The following is a 12,850-nucleotide window of genomic DNA, read 5'->3' as shown; positions in this document are numbered from 1 at the left end:
GCTTGTGGGATAGTTATAAAACTGTGGAGAAATAGCTTGAAATCTAGTATAATATAGCTATCTATTTATTCAAAGTGAGAGAAAAATGGGAAATTTTAGCTTTCTTTTAAAAAATACAGAGTACGAGTTATTTTCAAAGCCTTGTATAGAAGCTGAGAATATGATTGCGACATCTACTGTGGCTACTGCTTTTATGGCGCGTCGTGCTTTGGAGCAGGCTGTTCATTGGATATATAGTCACGATTCATATTTAGAAGCTCCCTATCGTGCTACCTTATCTTCTTTGGTATGGGATGATGATTTTAGAGAGATTGTGGATCCTGAGCTCCATAGGCAGATTGTTCTTTTAATTCGATGGGGAAATCATGCTGCACATGGTGGAGAAATTAAGGAACGAGAAGCGATTTTGGCTTTGCATCATTTGTATCAGTTTGTCAATTTTATTGATTATTGCTACAGTAACGAGTTTGTGGAGCGTTATTTTGACGAGCAGTTATTGCCACTTTCAGCAAACATCAAGTTTCGAGAAACGCCACAATCTATGGCGAAATTACAAAACAGTTTGCCAGATCTTCCTGATTTCGATGAACAGATGGCTAGTCAGTCCTTGGCTGCTCAAGAGACTTATACTGAAAAACGTGAAACAGCAGCTCTACGGCAAGATGTATCTTTCCATATCGATCAACTATCTGAAGCAGAGACAAGAAAACTCTTTATTGATATTGATCTCCGTTTAGCGGGTTGGACATTTGAAGAAAACTGTCGTGTTGAGGTAGACGTTCATGGTCTGAAGCATGGTACAGGAACTGGATACTGTGACTATGTTCTTTATGGCAAAAATGGTAAAATTTTAGCAATTGTTGAGGCCAAAAAGGCATCTGTGAATCCAGAAGTAGGGGAGGTGCAGGTCAAGGAATATGCTGAAGCTCTTGAGAAACAAATCGGCTATCGGCCAATTTGCTTTATTACCAACGGTCTAAAGCACTACATACTTGATGGTGTTAATCGTCGTCAGATTGCAGGGTTCTACTCTCAAGAGGAGTTGCAACTGTTGATGGACAGACGTCACTTGCAAAAACCACTCGAGGATATTTCTAGCAAAATTAGGGACGACATTTCTGGGCGTCATTATCAGAAACATGCGATTACAAGTGTCTGTGAAGCATTCTCCAATAATCGTAGACAGGCACTCTTGGTTATGGCAACTGGTTCTGGGAAAACCCGTACAGCGGTTTCTCTAGTTGATATCCTTTCGCGTCATAACTGGGTAAAAAATGTTCTTTTTTTGGCTGATAGAACTTCCCTAGTTAAGCAAGCTTATGACTCGTTTAGGAAATTACTTCCAGATCTTTCAGTTTGCAATTTCTTAGAGGATAAAGATGGTGCTCGATCTAGTCGAATGGTTTTTTCAACCTATCCGACTATGATAGGAGCGATTAGTGATCAAGAAGAAGTAAATCAACGCCCCTTCACTGTTGGGCACTTTGATCTCATCATAATTGACGAATCTCACCGTTCTATTTATCAGAAATACAAATCAATTTTTGATTATTTTGATGCGAGGATCGTAGGATTAACTGCCACTCCGCGTCAAGATTTAGATAAAAATACTTACGGTTTCTTTAACTTGGAGAATGGTGTTCCAACATACGCATACGATCTGGAAGAGGCTGTCAAAGATGGCTATTTAGTAGCTTATCATTCGATTGAAACGAAGTTGAAACTACCTACGGATGGTCTACATTACGATGATTTATCTCAAGACGAAAAAGAATATTTTGATAGTCAATTTGAAGATGGTAGTTCTGAGAAAGATATTGATCCTGAGGATTTTAATACCTCTATTTTCAATAGAAAAACAGTTAAAATTGTTCTAGATGAACTAATGACAAGAGGGATTCAGACAGCTTCAGGTGACGAAATTGGTAAAACCATTATCTTTGCTAAAAACCATCGACACGCTGAATACATCAGAGATATTTTTAACGAACGCTATCCTGAAAAAGGAAGCGATTATGCTCAAGTGATTGATTATAGCATTAAGCATTATCAAACCTTAATTGATGATTTTAAAATTAAGGAGAAATACCCTCAAATTGCAATTTCTGTTGATATGTTGGATACAGGTATTGATGTACCAGAGGTTGTTAATTTAATCTTTTTCAAGAAAGTGCGTTCTAAAACTAAGTTTTGGCAGATGATTGGCCGTGGAACCCGTCTTTGTAAAGATTTATTCGGCCCTGAGCAGGATAAGGAAAATTTCTTGGTATTCGATTATGGTGATAATTTTGAATATTTCAAAGCTGATCCAAGAGAAGGAGATGGTCGTCACATTGTTTCTCTGACTCAACGTTTGTTTAACACCAAGGTGGACTTGATTCGTGAACTGCAGGAGCTTCGTTATCAAGATGATCAGTTTGCTAGAGAATACCGTCAACAACTCGTCTCAGAACTTCATGGACGTATGGTGAGCTTAAATGAGTTAGACTTTAGGGTTCGTATGGTCTTAGATACAGTTTATACTTACAGAAAGTTGGAAAATTGGCAAAATCTAACGACCGTCACAAGTGAAACAATCCAGAAAGATCTTTCTCCGATTCTATTTGAAGAAAATAAAGAAGACGAGATGGCGAGACGATTTGATTTATGGTTGTTTCAGATACAGTTAGGACAACTGTTGGCTAAGCCAGCAACTGTCCATATATCTCAAGTTATGAAAACAGCTAAAGCCCTTGCTAGGGTTGGCAATATACCACAAGTTTTTGCACAGGCTGAAATTATCAGGAAAGTACAAGAACCTGAATTTTGGGAAGAAGTTAGTTTATCTGAGTTGGAAAAAATACGCCTTGCGCTTCGAGATTTACTACAGTTTCTGGATAAACCGGAACGCACTGTATATTATGTCAATTTTGATGATCACATTCTTTCCACTGTCCATGATACTAAGCCATATTTACAAGTCAATGACCTACGATCTTATAATGAAAAAGTTGAACATTATTTGAGAACTCATCTAGATGATGAAGCAATTTCTAAGTTATACCATAATGAAAAATTGACCTCTCAGGATTTACTTGCACTTGAAACATTGTTATGGGAAAAATTAGGTAGCAAGTCAGATTACCAACAACATTATGAAAATAAGGCAATTCCTAGATTGGTTCGTGAGATTATTGGTTTGGATAGAGAGTCTGCCAATCAAGTCTTTTCTAAATTTTTATCGGATGAGAGTCTCAATGCCAAGCAGATTTCCTTTGTGAAATTGATTGTAGATTACATTGTAGAAAATGGTTGTTTGGAGACTAAAGTTTTAACACAAGAGCCGTTTAAATCGTATGGTTCGGTTCAACTACTCTTTCAACACCAACTCCCTATACTTCGTAATATTGTCCAAACAATTGAACTCATCAATGATCGAGCTGGAGAAGCAGCGTAAATAATAAGAGGTTATAAATGCAAACGCAAGAAGAAATGAATGTTCTGGTACCTGAAAAATTAGCAGAAATTGAGCGTGATTATGGTATCACAGTTTTGTGGGCTATCGAGTCTGGTAGTCGTGCATGGGGCTTTGAGTCTCCTGATAGTGACTTTGATGTACGGTTTATCTACAAACACAAGCGAGATTTCTATCTCCGTTTAAATGAACAGCGTGATGTTATCGAGTTACCAATTGACGATACTTGGGATGTGAGTGGCTGGGATTTAGATAAGACTTTAAAACTCCTTTATAAGTCAAATCCAACACTGTTTGAATGGTTACAGTCACCAATTGTTTATCAACAAACGGATTTTATCGAGCGCATACGTCCTCTTGCCAACCAGTATTTTTCAGAGAAAAAAATGCTTCACCATTACTTGAACACTGCTAGAACTCAAATGAATAAGTATCTTTCAGGAGACAAGGTCAAACCTAAAAAGTATTTCTACGCGCTTCGTCCTATTTTGGCTTGTCGTTGGATCGAAAAATACCATTCAATCCCTCCGATTTTATTTGATGATTTGGTGAAAGAATTGCTGCCGTCTCAAATGAAGAAGCATGTTTCAAGATTGCTTGACATTAAGATAAACAGTCCTGAAGGTATGCAAATTGAGCCTATAAAGCCAATTCAAGATTATATTTTAGATAATATCCAAGAGTTGGATGTATACATCCAAAATGTTACTGACGTCAAGAAAGACTGGAAAGCTCTAAATCAATTTTTCCTTGAAGAATTAGGCCACGACTGAGGTTATTTATGGGTAAATGGACATGTAGATGCGGGCAAGCAATGAACGACCACCGAGCGCCCGATCCAAATGCTTATTCAGTTTATTCGGATGAGTTGTTTGAAGAAATCATGAATAAAGCTGACGACCATAATAAAATTTCTTATGATGATATTTCTGAAGCATCCTTTTATATGTGGAAGTGCCCTGAATGTGGCAGTTTCATGGTTTTTGGCGAAGACGGGGGTAGAGATTGCTTTACTTTTTATGAGCGCCAAGAAGCAGAACAGGTTGAGCCTCTCTTTGATCCGAATCAAGAGCTAAATCTCGTTGTTGTTGAGTTTCAGGAGGGAGGGAATGGCTATACTTATATCTGCGATGACCCAAATATCCATATTGGGCACGCTGTAGTCGTTCCAGCGGGGAAGGAAAATACTGAAAAAACTGCTTTAGTCGTACAGAAGTATCATGCCCTACCAAAGGATATCACTTTTCCCGTTGAAAAGTTAAAACGAGTCACCCGTAGGTATTCACATTTCGACCCACACACTTCGAAAACCGTTTGTAGAAATTTAATTATGCTTGGAAGAATTCTTGATGCTTGCTCTAAAAACGCTAAACCTGCTAATCAGCCATATTATAGTATCAAAACCTCTTTAGGCTATTTCTGGTTAGAGTTAAATGGAGTTCCGATTCCAATGAAAATCACACAGATTCAAGTCAAAGATAAATAGTACCAAGTGGATGGTGCCCTTTATATTAAGCCTTCAGAGATTAACTGTAGAAAATTCTATGAACTGGAATTATGTGCAGATTTTGATCTTGATGCTTCTAGATGGATCGATGTTCTCTCGGATGAAAATGTTTGGGGCAATAGCTGGGAACTAAATGGTCTTCAATTTGGTATTACTGCAGGGGAGTCTCCAGAATTTGAAGACGAAGTTGTTGCAAGAAAATATAGTCGTATCCCACTTTATTATGACTGGCACCCTGAATTTGAAGATTATTATGGATTCAGTTTATCTTGGAAAAAATACGAGTCTAATAGCGACTTATCAATCGATTTCTATACAACATAAGATGCAGGAGGATATGTATGAATCAAGCATGGGATTTATTGTTTGAGGGCAAGATTGAAGAGGCTAAAAAATTAGTTGAAGCTAATTTTTCATTGGAAACTTGCACGGATTTTAGTGTATTAAATTTGATGGGCTATATCTATCTTGAAGAGCAAAATTATAAGGAGTGCTTAAGGATCTACCAGTCTTATATTGACTTAGCACGAACTAAAAGTGACCCAGAAAATGAACATATAGGCTATCATCAGTTAGCCATGATTTATCGTGAAATGGGTCATTTTCAAAAAGCTCTACTCTATATCGATCAGGAAATGCAAATTATAAAAAAATATTTTCCCAATGATGCTTTGAAATTTTCTGTTAACAACTATGAACAAGGCTACCTTCGTTTAAAGTTGGGAAATCTAGAAGAGGCAGAAAGCTATATGCGAGAATCCCTAGATTTTGCTTTGACAACCGAGGATTTCATTGCCCAAGCCTGTGCCTATAGGGGGATGGGAGAGATTTATCTGAAGCAAGATTCAGTCAAATCACGAGATTATTTTTATCAATCTATTCAACTCTTTGAAAAAGCTGAGGATAAAATTGGAGCAGACGAGGTAAGAGCTTTGTTACAAAATGAGAAGTAGTCCAACTGAGCTGAAGAAAAACAGTAAAAAGCGGAGATTCATGGCGCAGAAAAGAGGCTAGTTTATAATTTCAACAACTGGAAGCTATGAAGTTTGACTGAAAAAATCCAGTTATGGGACTTAGTGCATTTATATTATGTCTTCATCTTACAGAAACCGAAAGTCAATAACTATTTTTAATATAAAATTTTGTCTTTTATCATATTTTTTTGAAAAAAGCTAGGAATTTGACTGAAAAAATTTGCAATTCTCCACAAGAAAATATATAATATAGTTGAGATGGAAAAACGTTTTTCAAAAGGAGGTGCACATTATGTTCTTAGGATTCTACTTCCGTTTTTGGTTCAGCATTTGGTGGCGTTAATAGAGGTTAGTGGTTGTTAAATTAAACTCAAATAGCTTTATGCCAGTAAGAAACTGAATATTCAGTTTAATATGAGTTTTATTTTTTCTAGTAAATTAACGTTTTCTATCACAACTCTATTGCAGTTAAGCTATGATATGTGATGATTGTCAACCCTATCTTATTAACATTTTTATGGTCTCGAGAAATCTTATTTCTTGGGACTTTTTCTATTGTTTGAAAGGTTGTGTGTTGATTTTGTTGAGCTAGGAGAACAAAAAAGACAAGCTACTTTAAAAAGTAATTTGTCTGTTGTTGGGTCACTTTTTATTGAAACACGCGATATACATATGGATTTTCTGGTTTGTCTACTTTTGTGAAACTCTCAACTTCTAGTGTTGGGAGTTTTTGTTTGAGTTCTTTATGGTAGTGGAGTGTCAGGGTTCCCCTAGCGGTAATCCAGGTATTGTCAGGATACTGGCGTGAGTTCCCCTTTGTTAAGAGTCCATATACACCAGAGTCTGCGATACAGTGGATAATCCCAAAGCGGAAGAGGAACTGGCTATCTGGATGGCTAGGATCGTTATAAACAAAGCCTGTAAACTCGATTTTCTTTCCTTCAAACTCTTGAGGGTAGTCATAGAGAACTTCCATGACCTCCATATAGTTTTCATCAGTGACTTGAATGGTTGGCTGGGAGAGGTATTTATCAGCTGTAGCCCTCATTTCCTTTTCATAAGCAGATTTGGAAAAATAGGTGCTGGTATCGGGTTTGAGGTATTGACTGGATGTTCCTTCGCTTGCCTGAATGGCTGTGTCGATTCCCTCAGCAAGTGGGAAATGATATCCCTTAGCAGATACGGTTCTCGAGTCCAAACTTACTGTCGGAAAGGCAACTCCAATCAACAGAGGTAGTGACAGTAAAAGGATGCTGATTCGTCTAGCTCGACGACTTTTCAAATGGCTGTGAGAATTGATTTTCTTGATCCAGATGTAGAATTGGACCAGAGCCAACAGAAGAGAAAGGATCATGGAAATATAGACTAGATAGGAATAGTGGAGGTTGATGTAGTGGCTGAGTTTGCCAGATAGCTGCAGATACAGTGTCAGGGCAAAATAACCCAGTAAAATGAAAAATCGGATCATAGCATCACCCCCATCATGTAAGAATAAAGCAAAACAAGAACTGTCACGATGCCCATAAATTGCCAGATGAAGCGCGCTTTGAGATAGTGTTTCATCATGAGGAGATTTTTGATATCAAGCATGGGGCCAATGACCAGAAAGGCAAGGACTGGTGCTAGGCCGAAGCTCGAGAGGAGAGAAGCACCGATAAAGGCGTCTGCCTCGCTACAAAGAGAGAGGAGAAAGGCAAGAAGCATGAGCAAAAGAATCGCAAGGACTGGACTTGCACTGATAGAGGTCAGGATCCGAGTCGGGACATAGACCTGCATGATAGCCGCAAAGAGACAACCAAAGACCAAGTAACGGCCCATATCGAAAAACTCATCAACAGTTTGTATAAAGACCTGAAATACTTTTCTAGCGGGACTCAAGTGTGAAAAGTTATGTTCATGACAAGTAATAGAATTCTCTTTTTGAATGGGTTCCTTCCAGAAAAATCCTAGGAAAATCCCCAGAACCAAAGCAATCACAATAGCTCCCAACGCTCGTAGGAAGGTGATTTTTATCGAATTGCCAAAGGCAGAATATGTAGCGAAAAGAACGATAGGATTGATGATGGGAGCAGTCACCAGAAAGGGAACGGCCGTGTAGCTGGGCACTTTCTTTTCCAGAAAACGATTGATGATGGGAACGATTCCACACTCGCAGGATGGAAAGAGAAAGCCAATGAAGGTACCAAAAAAGATCCTCCCCCAACGATTGCGAGGGAGAAACTCATAGACCTTGTCAGGTGTGATATAGACCTCAATCAATCCCGAAATGAGACTCCCAATCAAGACAAAAGGAAGGGCTTCAATCATGATGGAGAGAAAAATAGCCCCTGCTTGTAAGATGCTAGGAGGAAGAGATTGAAAAATCGTCATCTATTTTTTCTTCTCAACTTTTTCTTTTTTGTCTTTGTCATCTGGGAAAGTGACTTGTGTTAAGTCAGGAAGTTTGGCGAATTCCTCAAACATCTTGTCCAAGTCATCGGTTTTTGTGAATTTAACAGCCATGGGCCCACCTCTTTTCTACATTCTACCTCTATTATACTATTATTTTACGGAAATGGAGGTATTAAACTCGTGCATATTTCTGATTATATCAAAATAGATAGTATTTTAAATTAAATTTATATGACTCATAGGATTTTAATATTATTTATGCTAAAATTAGCATATCTGATAAAATATATTTAGGATGGTTTTTCAATGAAAAATAAGATAGCTTGGAGTAATTTTGAATCTATACATAGTGATGTAACAGATACTTTTGAACAATTATGTAGGATACTATTTAAAAGACAATTTTTAGATAACACCTGCGTTTTAACTTCAAGCCCAAATCATCCAGGCATTGAAGTTTCACCTATTTATAGTCCTAAAGTGAATAAAATAATTTCTTTCCAGGCAAAATATTTTTTTAATAGAGTAGATTATTCTCAAATTCAAAAATCAGTAAACAAAACTATAGAAAAATATGCTGAACAACTTGATGTCTTCTATCTCTACTGTAATAAGGATTTAACATTAACAAGTTCAAGTTATAAAAGAATTGTAGAAGCTTTGAAAAATGCTGATATTGAACTAAGGGTTATTAGCAATAATGAAATTCTAACTCAAGTTACGCAGTATACCGATTTACAATCCTTCTTTTTTGAGAATCATATGATAACAAAGGATTGGTTTGAAAATTATAATCAATTATCATTTGATTCATTAGGTATGAGGTATAACCCAATGTTTAATGTTGAGACTGGAACAGATGAAAAAATTCATCTTTTTACTAGAAATCAAAAAGCTGTTGATAAAATTAATGGTAAAAAAATAGAATTCCTCAAAGAGTTAGATACGCTCTTTAGCTTAAGAGGAAGTGAGATAATTTTTAAAATTAAGAAATTTATTGACAGTTTAGAAGATGTAACGGTTGATAATATAGAGAATTATTTAGAGTGGAATGATAAAATTAATCGTAGTTTAGAGTTCGAACTTGAAAAATTGAGTATTAATAGGGAAAATCTAGATAATAAAATAGAGTCAACTAGTGATTTATCTTCGGAAAATCGGAATAGAATATTCAATCAAGTACGTGATATAGATAGATTGATAGGGTATCTAAACTGGATTGGAAGTTCAAACAAAGAGGAGGCACTCATCAGCGATAAAATTCTTGTTGTCACTGGAGAAGCAGGTATGGGTAAAACTCAATTACTTGCAAATTCTGTAAAGGAAACAATGAGTGAGGATGGATATGCACTTCTTTTGTTAGGACATCACTATCTATCTAGTAGTGATATTTCTAAACAAATTATGGAGAAATTTGAATTTGATTATGGATTCCGTGAATTCTTAGATATGTTAGATATTCTGGGGGAGATTGAGAATCAGCACATATATATTTTTATTGATGCAATTAATGAGACTCCAAATCGAAGTGTGTGGAAGAATGGATTATCAACGATTATTTCAGAAATATGCAGGCGAAAACATATTAAACTTGTACTATCTGTGAGAACAGGATATGAAAAACTCGTTTTTGAAGAAAATATGATAGAACGACTAAAAAGTGGGGAACTTTTAAGAATTACGCATCATGGTTTTCAAGATGATTCTGTAGTAGCAATTAAAGAATTTCTAAATTTTCACAATATTCCATTTTCGCCATCTGAGTTATTAAACTATGAGATGACGAATCCGCTGTTTTTAACTCTATTCTGTAAAACGTATAATGGAGAAGAATTAAATCTTTTTCAAATGTTTGATCGTTTTATTACTTTAATTGATGAAGAAATTCAGAAAGCCTTAGGTATTCCGGATTCGGGTAAAATATTAAAAAAATTATTATTAGAAATTGCCGAATGTCAACTTAGTAATAGCAATAATTATCTTATCGAGGAAGAACTATTTCAAATGAAATTTTGGTCATATTACGGCATTCAAAATAAATCATACTTTCTTTCTTTTCTGCTTAAATCAGGTTTAATGATTGGCAATGTACGTCAAGATAAAGAAGTGTATTCCTTTGGGTATAATCTATTAGAGGATTATCTTAAAGCTCAAAAGATTATGGAGTTTTCGTTTGATAAGGAAGAATTAGATTCTTATCTTGAAAAAGAGCTATTGAAAATCGAAAATGGAGAGATTCAAAATAACAAAAACATAGATACTTTTCTCTTTGTATCTTGTTTCTATTTTGAAGAATATGATGAAGACTGTATAAAGTTGATTGAAAAGATTTCTAACGAATATGATTGTTATGATTTAGCCAACAGATATTTAAAGAGCTTTTCTTGGCGACCAGTAGATACAGTAAGTAGAGAGCTTTTTAGAAATATTGCAAATAATTACCCTACAAATTATCAAGATGTTTTCAATGTTTTAATCGAAAATGCGATTAAAGAAAACAGTCCTATAAATTCGGAGTACTTACATGAAATTCTTTTTCCTAAGCAGTTAAATAAACGCGATAGTCTTTGGCTACCATTTATCAATAATTTAACAAATGAATATGAGAGAGTTTTTCAATTGATTTGCCTTTTTGATGAAGGTAATAAAATTGATTCCCTTTCGAAAGAGAAAATTAAGTTGCTTTTAATATTGTTCACATGGTTGCTAGCTTCTTCAAATAGAAGGTTACGTGATATAACATCAAAAGCAATGATTGAAATTTTGAAGAATAATTTTGAGTTTAGTGAATATCTATTACAAAAATTTGAAACAGTTAATGACCCTTACATTATTCAAAGATTATATGGCATTGTTCTTGGTGCCTGTACGAAAAAAGAAATTCCATATGAAAATGAGTTTCAATCTTTAGCAGAGTTTATCTATTCAAGTATATTTGATAAAGAATTCAACTATCCAGATATTTTACTGAGGGATTATGCAAGATTGATTATTGAAAGATATTTATTTGAATTTCCTAAAAATAGTGCCAAAATAGACCGTTTAAATATAATTCCTCCTTACAATTCTAAGCCGATTCCTATTGTTACTCCTAGCACCTATAGTAGCTTGGATAGTAAAAGAGGAGGCTTTGACAGAATAGATACTTCTATGAGACCAGAAGGTGTCGGTATGTACGGTGATTTTGGAAGATATACTTTCCAATCAGCACTAAATCGGTTCAAGAACGTTGACATTGAGAATCTATATCATTATGCAATGCAATATATTCGAGATGAGTTAGGATATTCAGATGAATTGTTCACTGAATATGACATTTCATGCGGGCACCCTCTTGATAGAGGAAGAAATCACACTATTGAGAGAATTGGAAAGAAATACCAATGGATTGCATTTTATAATATTCTAGCAAGGGTTTCAGACTTTCATAAGTTAAAGGGTTGGAGTAACTCATCTGATGAGGAATATAAAGGTGCTTGGGAACCATATGTTAGAGATTTTGATCCTACTTTAAATTGTCATTTCATGCTTCCTTTAGAATCACTTCCGAAATTCACTATTGAATATAATGAAAACTTTATCGAAGATACAGGAGTTAATAATCAACAAATTAATGAGTGGATTTTACACAAAACAAGTTTGTTTGATATGCCTTTAACTTATAAAGATAATGATGGGACAGAATGGACATTGCTTTATCAACATAAAGAAATTAAAAACCAAAAAGATGAAGCTTCTGATACATTTTCATGGTTTTGTGAAGGTCATCAGAGAACGTGGAGAATTATTGGTGCATATTTTGTAAAAAACGGTGAATTCGATTCTTTAAAATCTAATTTTGAAAAAAGTGAGATGTTCAAAAATGGAATACAGTCTGAAGTAACCTCTCTATATCAGATATATAACAGAGAGTTCCCATGGTCACCAGGTGTGAAAGAAATTGTAGAAGATTCTTGGTTCAACTATAATGTAGAAACTGGTGAGGAAGAAATTAAACGTCAAAAAGTTCTTGATTTCATTCAATCTGGCGAAGAGGTTGAACTAGTTGAAAAAGAAGAGTATTTTACTGTTAAAGTAAAAAAGACACTTGCCAAGCTTTTGCCTGCCCATATTCATTTTTGCTGGGAAGAAGAATATGATGCTTCTAAAAAAGAAACTATATCATTTGATATTCCTTGTCCAGAGTTGATTGGCAAATTACATTTAGTTCAGAAGAAGTATGATGGATATTATTTTAGTCAAGAGGGAGACTTAGTAGCTTTTGATGGTGAACTAACAAATACTATAAATGGATTGATCATACGAAAAGATTATCTTGATCAATTTTTAAAAGAAAATGATTTAAGTGTATTTTGGAATTTTATTGGAGAAAAACAATACTTTACCAAATCTCCTCGAGACCAATATTATAGTAGATGGAGAGGATTGTTTTGGATGGAAAAAAATTTAATTCAGCATGATATTGGGCTAGTTGATAAAAGTTTTTAAGTTTTGCATTAAAAATGGAAGACTAAAATATAGATA

Annotated in this window: 7 protein-coding genes and 1 pseudogene; 5 read left to right on the top strand and 3 right to left on the bottom strand. The window is 35.2% G+C overall.

The annotated features are described in order from the left end of the window. Positions 1-85 precede the first annotated feature (85 nt). The 4 genes and pseudogenes from HMPREF9965_RS08495 to HMPREF9965_RS08480 all read left to right on the top strand — a co-directional run bounded on the left by HMPREF9965_RS08495 (position 86) and on the right by HMPREF9965_RS08480 (position 5,914). Positions 86-3,436: a DEAD/DEAH box helicase family protein gene (locus HMPREF9965_RS08495; RefSeq protein WP_000526357.1), complete on the top strand. Its 3,351-nt coding sequence runs from the start codon at positions 86-88 to the stop codon at positions 3,434-3,436. Positions 3,437-3,453: 17 nt separating this feature from the next. Beyond that, complete coding sequence (locus tag HMPREF9965_RS08490) at positions 3,454-4,227, top strand: nucleotidyltransferase domain-containing protein (protein WP_001194458.1); 774 nt, start codon at positions 3,454-3,456, stop codon at positions 4,225-4,227. Between the two features lie 8 nt (positions 4,228-4,235). Beyond that, positions 4,236-5,285: pseudogene (locus HMPREF9965_RS08485) on the top strand (hypothetical protein). A gap of 17 nt (positions 5,286-5,302) precedes the next feature. Beyond that, on the top strand, positions 5,303-5,914 hold the full coding sequence (locus HMPREF9965_RS08480) for a tetratricopeptide repeat protein (RefSeq protein ID WP_001070704.1): 612 nt from the start codon (positions 5,303-5,305) through the stop codon (positions 5,912-5,914). Positions 5,915-6,584: 670 nt separating this feature from the next. Here HMPREF9965_RS08480 and HMPREF9965_RS08475 read toward each other — a convergent pair. From HMPREF9965_RS08475 to HMPREF9965_RS13365, 3 genes are read right to left on the bottom strand one after another with little or no spacing between them, the layout of a single operon-like run. Then, positions 6,585-7,403: a TIGR03943 family putative permease subunit gene (locus HMPREF9965_RS08475; protein WP_000617744.1), complete on the bottom strand. Its 819-nt coding sequence runs from the start codon at positions 7,401-7,403 to the stop codon at positions 6,585-6,587. Then, positions 7,400-8,305: a permease gene (locus HMPREF9965_RS08470; RefSeq protein ID WP_000151871.1), complete on the bottom strand. Its 906-nt coding sequence runs from the start codon at positions 8,303-8,305 to the stop codon at positions 7,400-7,402. Before HMPREF9965_RS08470 ends, HMPREF9965_RS08475 begins: the two co-directional genes overlap by 4 nt. Beyond that, on the bottom strand, positions 8,306-8,437 hold the full coding sequence (locus tag HMPREF9965_RS13365) for an SPJ_0845 family protein (protein ID WP_000268696.1): 132 nt from the start codon (positions 8,435-8,437) through the stop codon (positions 8,306-8,308). Between the two features lie 195 nt (positions 8,438-8,632). Here HMPREF9965_RS13365 and HMPREF9965_RS08460 point away from each other — a divergent pair, with 195 nt between their 5' ends. Then, the gene (locus tag HMPREF9965_RS08460; protein WP_000790890.1) at positions 8,633-12,814 is read left to right on the top strand and encodes an NACHT domain-containing protein; all 4,182 of its coding nucleotides are present in this window, start codon (positions 8,633-8,635) and stop codon (positions 12,812-12,814) included. The last annotated feature ends 36 nt before the right edge of the window (positions 12,815-12,850 follow it).

This window comes from Streptococcus mitis bv. 2 str. SK95, assembly GCF_000222705.1.
GTDB classification, from domain to species: domain Bacteria; phylum Bacillota; class Bacilli; order Lactobacillales; family Streptococcaceae; genus Streptococcus; species Streptococcus mitis_AY.
This window is presented reverse-complemented; position numbering and strand designations above follow the sequence as displayed.

Bases quoted from the DNA above. Each gene is read 5' to 3' on its own strand.
- HMPREF9965_RS08495 (WP_000526357.1), top strand. From the start codon at position 86: ATGGGAAATTTTAGCTTTCTTTTAAAAAATACAGAGTACGAGTTATTT.
- HMPREF9965_RS08490 (WP_001194458.1), top strand. From the start codon at position 3,454: ATGCAAACGCAAGAAGAAATGAATGTTCTGGTACCTGAAAAATTAGCA.
- HMPREF9965_RS08480 (WP_001070704.1), top strand. From the start codon at position 5,303: ATGAATCAAGCATGGGATTTATTGTTTGAGGGCAAGATTGAAGAGGCT.
- HMPREF9965_RS08475 (WP_000617744.1), bottom strand. From the start codon at position 7,403: ATGATCCGATTTTTCATTTTACTGGGTTATTTTGCCCTGACACTGTAT.
- HMPREF9965_RS08470 (WP_000151871.1), bottom strand. From the start codon at position 8,305: ATGACGATTTTTCAATCTCTTCCTCCTAGCATCTTACAAGCAGGGGCT.
- HMPREF9965_RS13365 (WP_000268696.1), bottom strand. From the start codon at position 8,437: ATGGCTGTTAAATTCACAAAAACCGATGACTTGGACAAGATGTTTGAG.
- HMPREF9965_RS08460 (WP_000790890.1), top strand. From the start codon at position 8,633: ATGAAAAATAAGATAGCTTGGAGTAATTTTGAATCTATACATAGTGAT.